Consider the following 17,891-nt stretch of genomic DNA (forward strand, 5'->3'; position numbering starts at 1 on the left):
AACCCGGAGGTTTGGCAGTTTCACTGGAAGAAAGTCCGCTGTAATATTTTTCTTCATTGGTGCGGTTAGCTGTTTCCATGGTAGCGGCAGGGTACTGGTCGTCTTTTTGTTCTTCGGTCAATACCATCCGCACATTGCCCAGGTGATCTTTTATAAAATAATCATAGGCAAACCCCGTAAGCAGGTTTGAATTTACGGGGTCGGTATAGAGTGCTCTTATCCGTCCTTCTTCATGATTCACCAATTGCAGCTTGTCTTTACAGTCTAACGGGTTAAGAGTGCTCAGGTCATAGTCCTTTGTTTCATAAATAAAGCTGCCCAAATAAGTGGTGGTGGTGGTAAGCTTGCTGCTGTAACTGCTGCCCATATAGGGAACGGTGGCACTGTTTTCTACTACTTTTTTGGCAAGCGTGGTACCGGAGGCTTCCCGGAAGAATTCTATATTGCCTTTGTTGTTGGCGAACGTTACCGTATAAGGCAGGTTAATGGTGGTATGATGTACAATGCTGCTGATGCCTTTGTTGAGGTCTTTGGTAATGCTGCCGTTGCCGTTATAGCCGTAATCATCTGTGGTATTGGCGCCATCTGTAAAATCGCCCAGCCCGCTGCCGGGGTCTGCGGCTGCATAATCCTTTACCTTCGAAAGCTTGGTGCTGACACCATTTTCATATGTGTACTCCAGGTCATCTATCAATGCCGAACCCGTGGGCTTGTATCCATAGCGTTTGAGCCGCACAATATTACCAATCGCATCGTATTCATTAATTTCTTCTGTAAAATCCAGCCCTGCTGTTGTTTTGTCGAAGAGGGCCGATTGGGCGCTTCCTGACACATATTGCCCGAAGTTTCCTTTGGTGAACCGGTTAAGGGCATCGTAGCTGAAATCGTATTTGCGCCGCTGACCATCGCCTGCCGACTTCCACAGCACAGCGCTGATATTGCCGTTGTATTGTTTGCCATTAAAGCTGCCCAGGCTCACATCTTTGTCGTAGCCCAGTTCCTGGGCAAAGTACCGGTCGGCATCGTTATTATCTATGTACTCCCTATTGATGCCGGTCAGCCAGCCGCGGACATTATAGCTGTACTCAAGGTTGGCCAGGGCTTCCGTAGTATAGTTCCCGTTGTTATCTTTTTTAAGGCCTATTTTCTTTTTGGCTAATTGGCCCAGGGCATCATATTCATTGACCGCAATAGTGGTCCAGGGTGTGGGGAGGTCGCCAACACTGACCAGGCTGTTGCTGATTTTTTTACGGGTGGTGACCAGCCGGCCCAGGTCATCATATATCATATCGGTTACTACTACACTGCTTTGGGCGGGCGTACCGGCTTTTTGATGTTTTTGGATGATCCTTAGTGGCTGACCTGCCCAGTTGTATTGCGTAGTGGTTATATCTATGCCTCCGCTGTAGTTCGTGCCTTTTACCTGTATAAGCCTTCCTTTGTCATCGTAAAAATTAAGGCTGTATAAAAACTGGCTGAAGCCTATAACTACCGACTTTGTCCAGGTTACCATGCCCCTGGTTTGATTGGAGGCGGTTACAGGCTGTGCGTATTCGGGGCTGGCATTGTAAGTGGTATGAATATAATCCCCTGTAAGCCAGGTATTGTCGAATGCTGTGGTAAGTCCGGTGGGTAATGTGCCAATGCCATCAAAATTATCATAACCCGTGGTAATGCGCTCCGCCCAGTCGGATGAAGCGGGAGCAGAAGCAAAGGGATAACTTGTGCTTTGGGCAGCCTCTGTTAAAAGTGTGGTAAAAGGTTTATTAAGATAGGAGTGTTTGAGAGAACCATTTATTATCGGTCGGTTGAGCTCATCGTATAAGGTTACCATCCAGATGGGCGCTGATATCTCCCGGTTACGGCCATCCTGGGTCATCACCAGCCGGTCGCGGGCGTCATATACCATATACACCGGGTCGGCTCCGGGTACTTTTTTCATGATCATACGGTTGCGCTGATCGTATTCATAGCGGAAGCAGAGCCTCGTTAACGTTGATGTGCCATTGAGCACCCAGTTGGTTTTGATAAAATCTACCCCCTTGGGTTGTATCACGCAGCGCAGGTTACCCAGGTCGTCATAAATATAATAGGTACATATCCAGTTGGCATAACCCGTTCCCGCTCCATCATCGGCGGTTGCATTATCAGTCTGTACTTTTTTGAGTATTACTTTGCCTTCCTTGTCCTTAAATTCAATGACCTGTTTGTCATGCTCATCTATACTGATGGTTTTATACAGTTCCCCTGCGGGGTAAGCGCCCGGGCTGGCATAGCCGCCAAAGCTACCCTGTGCCGCATCGGTTACATTCCATATCCTAACCCCATCGGTGGTGGTGTTGACATAGTATTTGATATTTATACCATGCCTGCCGGCTTCGTTGACAGCCCCTTCACTTCCCACCCACGCGGCGCCGGGCGCATAGGTATTATCAATACGGTTCAGCGGTGAAGGCTCAAAATTGGTTTTACTGTAGGCCCAGTTCAGATTGTTTGTTCCTACATGGGTTTCTCCTGTCTGACCGGCAAGCTGCGTATTGTAAAAATCGACTTGTTGGGTAAAAGGAGTAAGCTTAAAATTACCATCATTTTTAGTAGCGTCATTTGCCGTGGATGCAAAGGGCAGGTATTTGATGGTCTCCCGTCCGAAGGCATCGTATACTACCGGGCTGATCATATCAACAGGACTGTTACCCGTAACCATTGAGCCTTCTTTTACAACGGTCTGCAAGGGTCTGCCCAGCCCGTCAAAGTATTGAGTAGCCTGCTGCACATCGCGCAACGGGCGGGTTATAAGATTATTAGCATCCTGCTCCGGCGCACGGGCATCCCAGGTGCGGATGTAGTTGACCTTGATGGTGGAAGAATTGTAAGGATCGGGAAGCGGGCTTTGAGCACACAATACAACAGGGAGTATGGCATATAGTGCAATCGTTAAAAGCTGCACCGGGCGTTTGTGATATAAAATGATTTTCATAAAAGCGCTTCTGGGTTAAGATGGTTGACGTTCTTCAATGATAAAATCCTTGTTATATTGTTATTCCTTTATTTTTCGGGTCATGGCTTTCCGTATGGCTGAGGCCGGCAACTGTTTTTCATGTATCCCATACAGTACACCATTCTCACTGATCATGAACACCTGCCCATCCTTTTCTACATCCCGGTTAAAATGGCCATTCGCGGACAGATCAGTTAACCATTGTAACAGGACATGCTGATCTGTTTTGCTTTCCTTTTTTACCTTTCCCGGTTTACTGACAATAACCCCTTTTTTCTCTAAAGCTGAAAACAGGGTGATGAGCTTGTTTGAGCTGAAGACGTTTTTATCTGCACTAAGGTCAATGGCTGGAATAATGATCACTTTTGTAATTACCTGGTCTGCTTTGATAATGGAATCTGTAATGGATAGATGCCTGATATCTGGATTGGTGCCATCGGTTATAAAAACAAGCACTCTTTGTCCTTTAAATGATGACATGCTAATAGTGTTCCCTTCGAGGCTTTCAAAACTGATATTATAAAAGGAACTGTCAAACAGAAAAAACGTCCTGATAAAAATTATATATAGTAGTATTTGCATGGTAATGGGTTTTAATTAATCTCTACCGTTGCCGTTCCGCTGATGGGGATATTGTTAAAATTAACCGGTATACTGCTCGTCTGGGAGTAGCTGTTGATATAATAAGTGTGTGTACCTGCTGCAGACATATCTACCCTATAGGTGCCGGCCGGTATAGGTCCAAATGTTGTGGAACTATACGGATCAATGTTATAGAAGTAGGATACATGCGAGCAATTGTCGGTAAAAGTTACTGAAGCGCTTGAAAAGGATGTATTGGTAACAGAAATGTTTGCATTTGATGGTGCAGTGCAGGTGCCGTTGGCATTGGCATAAGCCTGCCCGTTTGTATTTACGTCATTTTGAGCAAGCGCATCAGCCTCTGTTTGGGTTTGAGCGGTATATCTTCCCTCCGGAACAGTATAGGTAACCGCAGATCCTATATCGCAACCGCTGCACGCTTTGCTGAACACACCGCTTTTGGCGGCACTTGGATAACTAAGGCAACCCTCGGGTTGTCCGGCATAATTATAACATAGCTTTTTAATGATATTTTTATCCTGGTCCCTTACCAGCGCCAGCCTTCCAAAACCATCGTATTCATAGTATGTTATCCTGTTATTCACATCGCACTGGCTGGTCATGCCGATCAATGGTTCGTAAGTGTAGGTGGTTATCAGAGCGCTGGCGGGATAAAGCCTCAGCTCATCAATGTTGCCGCTGCCGCTGATAGTAGCTGTGTTTTGAGCACTGATCTTATGCTCGTAATACTTCCAGCCATTTACGGTTCTACCGCTGATGGGGTAGCCCGTTATTGTTCCCGAAATGGTAAGCGTAGGTAAACCGGTTGGTCTCCAGTAGGAAATAATATAAGTTGTTGCACTGTTGATTGATTTGGTGATGTTGCCTGAAGAAAGATCATATATTTTTTTGCCGGTAGGCGCAGTAACATCAGGAGCAGGCGAGCCGGAATACGTCCAGTTGCCTTTGCCATCGGATTCAAAGGAGGTGTAGGCGATGTCGGCAACATCTGCATTTGTTGCTTCCGTAACAGAATATGTGCTGTTGTAATCCCATATGAAGCTTTGCGTTACATCGTTGGTTTTTTGTTGTTGAAGGATATTGCCGGTGTTGTCAAAGTTGAGAAACTCAGTTATCTTCTCTATAAGATTTGTTTTGATTTGCTCATAGATCTCATGTTGAGTTACAATTTTAGAATTTTGCAACTTATATGCTATTAAAACTTTTCTCTTTAAAGTGTTATTCAAAAATTCCTCGCTCTGCACATTAGCTAAAATATTCCTTGATACCATAGAATCTAATGCCTCAGAGGCTGTAGAAGAAAGCGGAGTACTTGCATGAATGATGCTTTTGTCTAGTGGAGTTCTGTTTAACAGCACTAAAGAATCTCCTTTGCTGCCGTAGCGTACTGTTCGCGTTGGTTCTAAATAGTCGGTGTTAGTATAGTAAAAAAGGGTAACAGTCTTTACAGAATCGGTTCCGGAGTATTGAATATTCTCCGATTTATACAATTTTTTATCACCAGATTCAATATAATAAAATCCAAATTGATAATTAGGATAAATGTCTGTTAAGGAATAATTTACTATATATTCAGACATATCATTGGATCCTTGTGAAGAATAGCAATATCTTCTCAATCTGAGACCGCGTATCTCCTCTTTTTTAAAATCAAGATATGTATTCCTTAAGCGTTGGACTTCAGTATAACTTCCGTTTTGTTCTCTTTTATAATCAACCTTTTCAATCAACTTTCCAAAGCTCCATCCATTATGTTTATCCAGATATAAGTTATAGGTATTGTCCTCGCTATTTTGAGGACTGTAGATCCCATGTGTAGGATTTTGGTAATTGTATTTATAGACGGTCTTACCTATGTTATTGGTAGGATCGCGTGTATACTCCGTAACCTGTTCATAACATACCGGACTGGATAATGCGCCTTGAAGCTCAGTTGAGAATCGTGCATTATAGGAAGTGCCTCTATAACTGGTGGGTTGAAATATTTCGTCAACTGAAACATATAGGTTGCTAAAAGAAAAATGCGGCAACTGTCCCACTTTTAACACAGCAATTCCATATCCATTTTCACCTATTCCATATTTGTAGGACTTAAAGCCAATTAGCGTGTCGTTGTTATAATTGGAAATCTTTGTTATTCTTAATCCTCCAGCATCTTTCACCCCATTATCATAATATTTATTCAACTCATATTCAAATTTGGTTTTTCCTCCTGTGGGGTATCGGATGCTTTCCAGCATATAGTTCTTTGTGTGTAACTCCGAAGGAGACCGATTCGCATTCGGACCTCCAATTGAATACGTATATGTCCCTGCCGTTGTACCCTGAATAGTGATATTCATCGAAGGAAGAATACTGGAATAAGTTGATTGATTGTAGAACCCCCACCAGTCTGTCATTTTCTCAATTTCAGCATTATTAGGTAACGAAAGATTGTTGTAGTAAGTAAATAGATATTTTTGGCTGCTATCCGTCTCAGAGCCATTAAGAATTTTAAGTGAATCCAGTTTTACAAAATTTGTAAAATTGTCATATCGTGAAGAGCTGAAACTGAATACCTTTATGGGCGTAGTTACGACTTCCGGATATACTTTTATTTTCAAAAGTTTGCTTTTATCCGTATTGTATTCAAATGAAACGCGCCCATTCTTAAATTTTATTTCGTTGATTACCATTATATCACTTAGCTGCATACCGTAGGTGGAGTAAGAATTTTCAACAGAGGCAGATAGTGTTAAATCTTTTGCCACAATCTTATCTCCAACCGCTCGCTTGGACTCTACTGAACTTTGAACGTAATTAAAACTAACAGTATCGCTTCGGTCGCTCGAAATGATTTCGGTTAGCAACCAGCTTGAAACAAATCCTCTCACAGTACCGCCTTGACTAGTTTGGGATAATTCGTGATACTCCGTTCCATTCCTAAGCGATTTGCCAAATCGGAAAATGGTTCCTTCCTCATTAATGATTGTAAAGGCAATAAATTTATCCCCTGTACTGTTTTTCTCATAAGTGATTTTTAATGGTCTGTATGTGGTAGTAAGGGGTGTTTTGACAGGAGTAGAATTTTTTAACACAAAATTCCCTGCATCGGTACTCACATCGAAAGAGAATAAATCATATTCTGTATCCTTAGCTCCTTCATCAATACTCTTTAGATATTCGTAGTCTGAATAATTGTCAAATCCAACTCTTTGAGCAAACCCATTTGGAAAAGTGGCTTGGTCATCCGGCGCGCCATAAACAGTTCTTGTTAACCGGCCTCCTGCTTTTAAAGTCCAGGCTACTCCTACACTTCCATTAAACATAGTTGGCTTAAACCCTGATGGGTGATTTTGTAACTCGATAGGCAAAGTAATGCGAGGCGTTTTAATTTCATACAGTGGTATCTTAATGTCAGGAATGCCAGTAAAATGCCCAATAGGATATTCTCCATATTTCTGCATTTCCATTGCTGCCGGAGAAGGGTATCCTACTTTTATTAAACTTGCGTTTATCTGGGCTTTCGTATCATTGATACTAACAAGCAGAAAGAATGCAATAAGAACTAAAACAGAAATTGATGCCTCACTCTTTTTCATTATTTCGATTTGATATGGTGTACGTTTTCTAAAAATTATACCCCACTCTCCACACAAAAGCATCGGTTGGTGGTGTATGTTGTTAATTGTCGGAATCACGGATTTGCCGGATTAAAAGATTTCACTGAATTGTTTTGTTATCTCAATCCGTGTAATCCTTTCATCTGTAATTCAGGCTTATTCTACATTACAACTCTTTTAAATTCCATGCTCTTACTTCCGAAATTGATCAATAGCCCCACTTCCAGACGATACGTTTTCAAATAATTTAGCGCCTGTGCCAGATGCACATCATCCAAAACCGTTACCGCTTTTAATTCCACCAGCACCTTTCCTTCTACCACAAAATCTGCTCTTCTTGTTCCGATTGCTTCTTTTAATTCCTTGTAATAAATGGGCTGCTCTATTTCTCTGGCAAATACCAAACCTGCCACTTTCATTTCATACGCAAGTGCACGCTGATAAATCACTTCCTGAAAACCATTCCCTAAAAATTTGTGCACTTCAAATGCAGATCCTATGATCTTTTCTGTTATATCGGCGTATTTCAATTTTTCCATAGTCGTTTGCTTTTATTGTTAGCCTCTTCTCTGTGTCATTCGTGTAATCCTTTCATCCGTGATGCAGACATTCTTTCTAAAAATTATACCCCACTCTCCACACAAAAGCATCGGTTGGGGGGGTATGTTGTTTGTGCAAAAAATCATAGAGTATCTGCATATTGCCTTTGAGCTTTTTGCCAATCTTGTATTTCCTGCTTATGCCTGCCAGTGCACTCCTGTTCCAGTTGCTGTAGTTCTTAAAAACAGCCAGACTTTCCACGGGCTTCAGGTAGTTCAGTTCTGCACCTGCGGTTAACCATATATTGCCTCTTGCTTTCCAATCCACAAAAAAGCGCATACCCACACCTTCGCCGGTTAGTTTAATGTGCTTCCAGTTCTTTCCCCAGCCAGCCTTTCCAGAAATTCCTATGCCCACCACACTTTTGTCATTGATCTTATATCCAATGGTTGCGGCAATATCCGTTGTGACCGGGAAGTAATTGTTACTGCGCTGCGACTGAAGACTGCTGCCGTATTCGAGACGCTGGAGAAAAGTTTTTGTTTTTTGCTGGTTCGGTTTAAAGTCGGGCATACTCATATCATCTCCCGGACTTATGCCCAGCTCGCTGAATTTATCTTTGAGCTTTGCCATTTCACCCTGCGCCTGCTGCAATTGCCGGGCAAACGCTTGTTGCCCGTTTTGCCCGCCTGCTGCAATTCTTTGTTGTGCAACCTGCATTACCTGGCTGCGGGTGGGAAGCGAAGGATCTAAAGCCGCCGTTATTCCCGGAGCAGGGATCGGTGCAAATATGCCTGCCAGCATAGAATGTTTGCTCATGAACTTTTTGAAAGCCGGCAGGGTTTGAAGCGTAGCCAATACTTTTTTAAACAGCTTATCCGGGTCATTTAAAGTTTCCCGGTATTCCTGCACCTGCCTTCCGTAATAGTAAACTTCATGTTGATATTTGCTCAGGTGCTTAGTAATGCTTTTGGGCAGGTTGGTATAGCTGCTCAACAGGGTTTTGAGCTGTTCCTGCCGTTGCTGCACATAACGCTTGATCTCATCTGCCTGCTGCAATTTGTTTTGCAGTTGCTTTACCTGCTGCAGGGAACTGCCTAATTTCTCCTGAATGTCTTTTGATTTGGAGACTATATTCTTTGCATCTTTTAAAAAGCCTAACGAGCCCTGAAGAGAATCTAAGTAGGGGAGGTACTGACCCGAAAAAGCCTTGTCCAACTTTCCGTTGGCGGCATTGAGCTTTTGGGAAAGCTGCTCATAGGCTGCTTTGCTATCGCCTAATATTTCTTTGGCTCGTGATGAATCTAATTTTTTAAGCTTCCGGAAAATCTTTTTTTCCTGTTTGGATAAGCTGTTTAAATATTTATCAGATTGGCGGGTGAGTTGTTTATCTAAGCCTTCTACTTTTTTATCAACGCTGCTGATGTATTTGCCGGGGATTTGAACAACGCTGTTGCTTATGCTATCCTGGGCGTATAACCCAATAGTAAAGACTAAAAGCAAAATGGATAAGGTAAGCCTCATATCGGCGTAAAGGTTTAAGGGATGGCACCGTAGTACAAACCGAATGTAGAAAAGTTTTTAACATAAGATAACACTGCCAGAAAATCTATTACAACGTAAAGGCATTGGCTATTTTAACTAACCCATTGATTATGAAAGATTTTTTGGGAAAAGTCAATGCCCTGCATTTTAAAATACCGTTGTTTATAGGAGAAAAAACGTTGTTTTAACGGTAGTAAAACACCGTTTTTTAACGGTAGCAAAATACCGTTAAAAGACGGTAGCGGGATATATTGAAGGGAAGTAGCTTGCCTGCAGCGGGACAAAATAAATGATTGTACTGCCACCGGCCTGCCGTTGGCGATATGCGCACCGCCCGCTTTCATTGGCAATACGATATTGTGAAATACGCCCCTACCCCTGCACTGTCTCATAATTTATCGGTATTTTGGAAACAATTCATCTAATAACACTGAATGACACCGAATGTTCAATCTATCACCCATTCGCCGCTTACGTGGAAAGAAGAGCTGCCCCCGGACTTCCCGGGTGTGCGGCTGCCGGGTGGTAAAGCGTATGCCGCAACGGGACGTTTTGGATCGGTTTGCATTCAGCTTTACCAGGCAGGTGATTTTATTTTCGGTTATGCAGTGCTGAGCACGAAAGAACATTTTGTTTTAAAAAACAAGCCTTACGGTAAAGGACTTTACCTGCAAATTATTTTAGATGGTGATCTTGTATTGGAAACCGGCGATACAAAGAGAAAGTTTACGGAAGGACAATGGATAGTGACCAAAGGCATCCCGGAAACCAGGACAATACCGGATAAGGAAAAATTTACTGCGCTTTTTACCGCCTGGTATAGTGCGGATTTTTATACAGATATACTGCGCTATTTTCCAAAGATAAGCCGGGAACTGGCGGAATTACCTGAGGGTAACATGCTTGTGGAAACCCCGCAATATATGGAACATGCTACAAGGGAACTGGTGGAAAAAATTCTGCGGTGTCGCTACCCCAAAGCATGGCTGGCCCCTTATTTCAGGTTCCGGGCCGGCGACCTTTTATTCAGCTACCTGGTGGCCATCAGCCTGTATAACCCGGTAAACGCGCCGTATACGCCTGAAGAGAAAGAAAAAGCGTATTACGCGGAACGCCTCATAACAAAAGATATATCTGCCCACTACCTTATTCCGCAATTGGCAAAAATAACCGGCATGAATGAGTATCGTTTTAAGATGGTTTTTAAAATGGTTTTTGGAAAAGGACCCTACGAATACCTGAGGGAAAAACGGTTAGAAAGGGCAATTGAATTATTAGACCTTGGCAAATCGGTAAAATACACGGCTATTGAAACGGGCTGGCGCACAGAAGACCTTACCCATGCCTATAACGCGCGTTTTGGTACCACGCCGGGCAGGAAGCGAAAACGGAAGTAACCGGGGCTCAACCATCCTCCCGAATACCGTATAACTATTCCCGAAAAGCGGATGGATGCATTTGCATGGTTAAAGAAGTAGTTGGAACTTAGCATTGCACAATGGTAATAAATCTCTCCGGTTAATGATAAAGCAAATGATAACCGTTGTGGCATATCCAACCCGGTCAACTTTTTAATCATTATTCCTGTTCCCCCGTTTCAGCTTGCTGAAAAAAGCGATGCTGAAATGCTGAAAACAGCGCTTTAAGCTGTATCCCTGTTACTAATCATTTTATTGCAATAATCATATCGCTGTGTCCCGGCCAGGCTGCAGCGGCAGGAAGGAAGCTGAAAACCTGTAACAGAGTAAGCCTTATCTTTTTATCAAAGCAATGCATAAGGGCATTGCGTTGTATACCCAATTCATTAACTGACTTAAAGTTTTTATTGCTTTTTGAGATTATAAAAGCATACTTTTTTATGCGTAAAATGAAATTGATATTGCCCATTCTGGGAGTATTCGCGATAGTAGTATTTGCATTCGGGAACAAGGCGTTTCCTAAAAAAAATACGGAGATAGAAAAAACGTATAGTAACGAAAAATTTGCTGATACTTATTTTGTATTTAATGGTACATCTACAACACAGTACACTGATTCAACAAAATGGACACGTCATGAAACTAATCCATCTGTTTCATGTGATGGAGGTTCGCTAGCATGTAAGATTAAATCCGCCACAATTTCTACAAAATCTGGTTTAGTAACTTATATTGGTTCGAACGGAATCAATGGTAGTTCTATTACTGTAATGGAGCAAAAACCTTAAGCAGGCTTACCCTTTAACAAGGTGGTTATCAAAACGCCACCTTGTTGACCATCTGTTATCTAGGGTTTTGAGGCATCCCTGACCTTGCTATTATGTCTTCTGGTATCGCAAGTGCGTATCGCAGATCATTAGGAGAGAGAGCATAAATCTTTCCGTGAACTACTCTTTTCAACTCAATATTCCAATCTTCTTTATTGAGACGTTTGATATCCATCCAGCGAAGTTCCCGATATATAAGTTCTTTTCTTCTTTCAACAAGAATAGTATCAATGGCTACCTGTGTACTGAGAATAGGGATGGGAGTAAATGTTCCTTGCCTATACCTATGTTCCAACAAGTAGTTTAAGTCTTCTATGGCCTTCGCTGGATTTCCATTCCTAGCAAAACACTCAGCACGTGTCAAATACATTTCGTCAGACGCTAATCCGGTAAATGGTGCCCTACTTTTATTATAACTGCCTTTAAAACCAATATTATTATTTCCATCATCAGTAAAAAAAAGTGTCCTTCTCCAATCACCATTGCCAAAACTTTTATATAAGGAAGTATCAATATTCCCATAGTACACGGGCCGGGGTGATGCCATCCTACAGAAATACACTGTTTCCTTATTAAACTGGGGAATAGGGTAAAAGCTGTTGGTATCGGGTATATCAACATTAAAGTCCATTAGCTCTGGATATAGCTGCAGACATGAATCAGCATATTTACCAGCATTCACATAATCACGCATAGACAAATAACAGCGGGACAAATAGCCATATGCTGCCGCCCTAGAAGGGCGAAGTGTATGGAGGGGTGTTTCAGGCAATAAGGCTACCGCAATTTTTAAGTCAGTAATAATCTGATCATAGCTTTGTTGAAGAGTAGCTCTTACAGACTGTTCATTAAAATCCGGAGTCAATCTCAATGGTATTCCCAAGTCAGTTTCCGCACTGGAGTGGTCATACGCCAAGCACCAGACCCAAGCCAATTCAAGATTGAATTTTGCTCTTAAAAAATGAGCCTGACCTCGAATGTTATCATAATCTGCCGTATTATTCGGCGTTTTCAGTATTGTGTTGATATTGAAAAGAACGGTGTTTGCCCGATAAATAACATTAAAGCAATTTGCCCATGCATTTGTTTGGAATACTGAAAAAGGTGGTATAACATTGTAATCCTTCCATATATATTGATTACGATCATATTCATCCAAACCTTCCCATATGTCCTCAGTCAAATAATAATTATCTGCGCTCACTTCCCCTGCACCTGGATCTACAAAGTTTATCTGGCTTGATGCATCAAGCAGGCTCTGTAAATCAATTAAGTTGGTGATTACTACTAATTTTTTATCCGTTGTTACCTCAAGATATTTTTTACAAGATGATACTATAAGAAGAATACAAACAGATAGTATATACATTGATAATCGTTGCATTTGCTGTAATTTAAATAGCTTAAAATATTGCCCTTATCCCAAAACAATAGGTTTTTCCAAGGAGGATTGAATTGTCTGAAAAATCCGGATCAATCTGTTTTTTATTAGCCCGCCACATTATCCCAACATTACTCATGAATGCATAACATTGTAGTTGTTGCATTCCTAAATATTTCACCAAACTGTTTTTTAGGCTATAAGTAATATTGACATATTGCAGCCGTAGGTGATCGCCCTTTTCTACCAGTACCTTAGAACCGTTATAAAAATCATCTCTACTCAGAACTGCCGGATACTTTAAGGAAGGAACAGATGTATGCAGCTCATCTCCTGGATTTTGCCAACGCCGCTCAAAATCCGAATGCCCTGCATACGAACTGAAAAGACTACTATAGTATATTGAAGATATTCGGAAGTAATATCCTATTTTATATGTAACCTGAAAAGAAAGAGAGATACCTTTAAAAGTAAACGTATTACCCATATTGCCGAAAAACTTAGGCATTATGCTTCCACTATAGTAAAGATCATTTATCGTTGAATTCCCTCCTGTAAGTGCGTTATAATCGGATGAAATTTCCTTTTCTACGAAACCCTGCGGGTCTCCATTCTGAGGGTTCAGACCGGCCCATTGATATGAAAACATGGCGTACACGGACTTGCCTTCCAGTCCGGAGATACTCAATAATCCATTTCTTGTTATATAATTTCGTGCTTGAAGATTTATTATGTAGTACTTCACTATTTTATCGCTGTAGAGATTTAAGTTGACATTAGTTGTCCATTGAAGCTGACCAGTTGTATTAATGGAGGTAAGGTCAATGTCCATACCCCCAGCCTTCATAGAAGCAACATTTTTTATTACTATATCCGGTCCTAATCCTGCCGAGTAATCTATTGGAACAAGTCCATATAAGTCGTTACCCCGTTTTGCATAATATTCAACACTCCCAAAAACTCTTCCCTGAATAGTTCTAAAATCCAACCCAATATTTGTTATTCCAACTTTCTCCCATCTCAGGTCAGGATTATAAAAATTCGCTACTTTTGCAATTGGAGTATTTAAGTACTGATTGGTACCATCATATTGAATAGTCACTACGCCGGTCATCGAAGGATCCACATTCCCACTAAAACCATAAGTAGCTCTTAGTTTCAGGTACGGAAGGAATGAAAATTTATAAAATCTTTCTTTAGATATTTCCCAACCTGCTCCTGCCGACCATAAGGGTCTCCATTTATTATTGGTAGATACGCCAAAAAGATTAGAAGCATCCCTGCGAGCGCTACCGGAAACAGTGTACCTGTCAAGGTAAGTATATGCCGCATTTCCGTAAAAAGAAACAAACCGGTTCATGGTTTCATTAATAGAAATACCATCGGGAATAAAACTTCCCCAGCCAGTAATAAAAGTGGGCTTTACATTACTATAATCAACCGGTGTATAGGTGAGTATATCATTGTTGTAACCATAGATAGTGTTGCCATTGGATTTATTTACGATCTGCCGGGTTTCGGTCCCGGCAATTGCGGTAATGGCATGCTTGCCCCACCGGTTGTCATAATTGAGCTGCCCTCTGAAGTTGTGTGATGTAACGGAGCTATGAGATAACCCCAGCATCGCACCCGGGGGAACGCCGTAAGTGGCCGCGCCATCATTAATTTGTGTGAAGGTATTAATAAGATTGCGGGCATAATAGCTCTCCATATCATGCAAAGATTGCCCGTTAACCTGCTGCTGTTCGTATTGGCATTTAACATCCGCAGAAAACCCCTTCAGGAAGCTATACCTGACACCGATATTAAGCAAAATATCCTGCAGTTTTGATTCGCTGCGACTGTGCTTATAGTCTTCCGTGGGATGATATTTCCAGTCAAGCAGTTGACTCTCTCCCACTGTGTCAATATAGGGTTGGCGGTAAAAATCAAGCGGCTCATTTAATGAAGTATAAGGTGGAAGGGCAGAATAACCCGGCTGCTGAATAGCATAATAATCCGGCCGGCCGCTGGTGCTTTTGCTCTGCGTAAAGTAAATGCCCGCATTCAATTGCAAACCTTTCAGCGGCACAAAGGTATTTTCGGAGCTAATGTTTATACGATCATAGCCGGCTGAAAGCTCCGACAGATTTTTATCAAACCCCGCAGCAAAAGCATAGGCAATGTGCTCAGCACCTCCCCTCACATTTAATGCATATTGCTGATTCACTGCCTTTCGGTACAGGTAACGGTTAAAATCATCTCTTACGTCTCTTGTGCGCAGCGCATTGATCTTTGCAGCGGCCGCGGCAGGGTCTGTCAGTCCGTCTCTTTCCGCAATCAGAGTTTCTACTACTGGAGAAAGTGGCGGTCGTGTAAAATCGTTCTCCCTCCCGCTATAAAACCCTTTTTCAAACAGTATCTTTTCCACGTCAATAAAATCACTTGCCGACATCTGCTTGAGGTAACCCAGGTTGGGCTTTTGAGCGATGGATATATTGCTGTTCAGCTCCAACCGTAACGGCTGGTTGAATTTTCCTTTTTTAGTAGTGATCACGATCACGCCATTACCGGCCCTTGCTCCCCATATAGATGCTGCAGCCGCATCTTTAAGAATGGTAATGGATTCAATATTGTTGGGATTGATATTATTCAGGTCACCCGCGTAAGGGAAGTTGTCCACAATGATCAGCGGATCTTTAGGGCCTTTGATTGTGCTTAAGCCACGGATGCTCATTTGACCTCCGGCATTGATCTTCCGGTTTACCGATAATCCATTGGCAATATATTCCAGCCTGCTCAGCACATCCGTTCCCACCTGCTCGTTGAAAAGCTTATTATCAATAAATGTAAACGATCCGGTTGCCCTTTCCTTAGGCAGTTGCTGGAAGCCGGTGTTTAGCTCAATATTCACATTGCCCAGTTCACTAACATTTGCCCGCAAACGCAGCAAAATTATCTTCTCTCCTTCCATTTGATATTCACGCGGGAAATAGCCAATGCTGCTCACCACAAGTATAACATTAGCGTTTACCCGTTCTAAGAAAAACTCGCCCTTTTCATTGGTAATGGTTGTACGGTTGGCGCCCTTAACCGTAACTGTTGCGCCTGCCAGCGGCTCGCCGTTCTCCTCCGTAACTTTTCCTTTTATATTAACCAGGGTATCGGGCTTAATGGCATCGGGGGGGTGGAACTTTCTTTTCACGATGATGTACCTGCCTGAAATGGCATAAGTAAGCGGTTGCTCACTAAAGCAATAATTCAATACGGCTTCAACCGGCGCTTCATTAACAGACAGGCTTACCGCTTTGCTTTCCAGCAATTCCTCTTTTGTATAAATAAAACGGTAATCGCTTTGTTTGCTGATTTCCTGGAATACTTTTTCCAGGGAAGCGTGTTCCAGGTTAAGCGTTAGAGTTTGAGCGGCTGGATGGCTCCATACCTGCAGGCAGGCTACGGTTGTAAGCAGTATCACCATTTTCATGATCAGTATGATTTTCCTGTTAATACCATACCTAATGGGCAATAAACGAGCAGCATCAGCATGGATGTTGCCGGGAATGCTGAATTCCATATCTTTGAACTGTTTTGGTTTAATTAATACATTTATTTCCTGCAAGGGAACAATCCGCACAGATTGTGTTATTAATTGACCCAATTTCATTTACCGCTTCGTCCGCAAAACGAAGCGGTTTTTTGGGCCTCCATAGCATGTATTATATCATCGGCAATTTTTTAAGGGTTTACAATAATGGTTTTGTCTTGTACGGTAAAATGCACCCTGTCAGTCATTTCCAGCAATTGAAAAAGTTTTGACACCGGTACATTTCTTTCTATTTCTGCATTAAAATGGTAATTTACTTTTCCTGCGTAGCTGATGTCCACATTGTACCACCGGCCTACCTGGCGCATGATGGTTTCTATTGATGCATTATTAAAATCAAACCACCCGTTCTTCCAAGCCAATACTTCTTCGGTATTGATGTTATTGGCTACACTTAGTTTCCCGTCTTTGTCAACTTGTGCCTGTTGACCTGGTTTTAAAATTGCTGATCGGCCATTGTTCTGCGAAATTTTTACACTGCCTTCTAGCAGGGTTATTTTCATACCCGCTTCATCATCGTACGCATTCACATTAAAATGGGTGCCCAAAACCTCCGTGGTCGTTTGATTGGCAGACACAATGAATTTCTTGTTTGCGTAATGCTTCACTTCAAAATAGGCTTCACCGGTTACCTCTACTGTTCTTCTTTGCGAACCGGCGAAGGCCGTTGGATAGGTAATGCTGCTTGCCGCGTTAAGCCAAACCATTGAGCCGTCTGGTAAAACCAGCCGGTACTGTCCGCCTTTGGGGGTGGTTAAGGTATGCCATTCTTCTTTGCTGCTGTTTCCTTCATATAGTAGTTGTCCCCCGGCATTGGTTACCTGCACGTTTCCGGCCTGCACAATATTCTTTTGTGTGCTGTCTAATGCAATCGTTCTTCCATCGGCAAGCGTAAGCGTGGCTTTATCGCCACCGGGTTTAAGGTCTGGTTTTTCACTAATTATATGTTTGGGTAATGGTGGTGTATTTGTATACCGGAATACCATAAATAAAGCAGCTATCAGTAGTATGGTGGCGGCAGTTGCATATAAAAACACGCTGCTTTTACGAACAGTTTTTCGCATTTGTTCTGCTCTTATTTTTTGCTTCAGCTTTTCTATGGCGGCCTCACTATCAAAAACGTGGCGCTGCTTCAGGCTGTCTTCTATGTTTTTTTCATCCGTTAACCTGGCAAACAGGCGCATATTATCATCGCTGGCGCATATCCAGTCGTCTAACTCATCTTTCTCTTCTTCCGTAAGCGTACTGCGAATGTACCCTGCTATTAGCCGGGCGGTGCGGTAGGCGCCTTCAAAATCATCCTTATTGATATGGGGTTCGTTTTTCATTTCAGTAAGATAAAAATATTTTGGCGTAGCATCACCGCTCCTTTTGTATAAGGATACAAAAAGAGA

The 17,891-nt window shown here is 42.3% G+C and carries 10 protein-coding genes; 2 read left to right on the plus strand and 8 right to left on the minus strand.

The window, feature by feature from the left end:
• The 5 genes from VL121_RS18320 to VL121_RS18340 form a co-directional block, all read right to left on the minus strand.
• Positions 1–2,977: DUF6443 domain-containing protein (locus VL121_RS18320; protein WP_325408057.1), on the minus strand; the 2,977-nt coding region annotated here is incomplete at its 3' end.
• A gap of 60 nt (positions 2,978–3,037) precedes the next feature.
• Positions 3,038–3,580: a hypothetical protein gene (locus VL121_RS18325; protein ID WP_325408058.1), complete on the minus strand. Its 543-nt coding sequence runs from the start codon at positions 3,578–3,580 to the stop codon at positions 3,038–3,040.
• Between the two features lie 11 nt (positions 3,581–3,591).
• Positions 3,592–7,182, minus strand: coding sequence for a DUF5977 domain-containing protein (locus tag VL121_RS18330; RefSeq protein ID WP_325408059.1), 3,591 nt, complete (start codon positions 7,180–7,182; stop codon positions 3,592–3,594).
• A gap of 182 nt (positions 7,183–7,364) precedes the next feature.
• A complete protein-coding gene (locus tag VL121_RS18335) occupies positions 7,365–7,742 on the minus strand; it encodes a GxxExxY protein (RefSeq protein ID WP_325408060.1) in 378 nt (125 codons plus the stop codon).
• Positions 7,743–7,818: 76 nt separating this feature from the next.
• Entirely contained in the window at positions 7,819–9,267 is a 1,449-nt protein-coding gene (locus VL121_RS18340; RefSeq protein WP_325408061.1) for an AAA family ATPase, read from the minus strand.
• Positions 9,268–9,722: 455 nt separating this feature from the next.
• Between VL121_RS18340 and VL121_RS18345 the strand changes: the two genes are divergently transcribed.
• Positions 9,723–10,685 carry an AraC family transcriptional regulator gene (locus VL121_RS18345; protein ID WP_325408062.1) on the plus strand — a complete coding sequence of 321 codons (963 nt, stop codon included), beginning with the start codon at positions 9,723–9,725 and terminating at the stop codon, positions 10,683–10,685.
• 461 nt (positions 10,686–11,146) lie between these two features.
• Entirely contained in the window at positions 11,147–11,494 is a 348-nt protein-coding gene (locus tag VL121_RS18350) for a hypothetical protein (RefSeq protein ID WP_325408063.1), read from the plus strand.
• A gap of 55 nt (positions 11,495–11,549) precedes the next feature.
• Here VL121_RS18350 and VL121_RS18355 read toward each other — a convergent pair whose 3' ends face one another.
• From VL121_RS18355 to VL121_RS18365, 3 genes are all read right to left on the minus strand, one after another.
• Positions 11,550–12,917 (minus strand): RagB/SusD family nutrient uptake outer membrane protein, encoded by a 1,368-nt coding sequence (locus tag VL121_RS18355; RefSeq protein WP_325408064.1) that lies wholly within the window; start codon positions 12,915–12,917, stop codon positions 11,550–11,552.
• Positions 12,918–12,936: 19 nt separating this feature from the next.
• Positions 12,937–16,467, minus strand: coding sequence for a SusC/RagA family TonB-linked outer membrane protein (locus VL121_RS18360; protein ID WP_325408065.1), 3,531 nt, complete (start codon positions 16,465–16,467; stop codon positions 12,937–12,939).
• 161 nt (positions 16,468–16,628) lie between these two features.
• Positions 16,629–17,825 (minus strand): FecR family protein, encoded by a 1,197-nt coding sequence (locus tag VL121_RS18365; RefSeq protein ID WP_325408066.1) that lies wholly within the window; start codon positions 17,823–17,825, stop codon positions 16,629–16,631.
• Positions 17,826–17,891 lie beyond the last annotated feature (66 nt).

Origin of the sequence: Agriterribacter sp., from assembly GCF_035497235.1 — a bacterium.
GTDB lineage: Bacteria > Bacteroidota > Bacteroidia > Chitinophagales > Chitinophagaceae > Agriterribacter.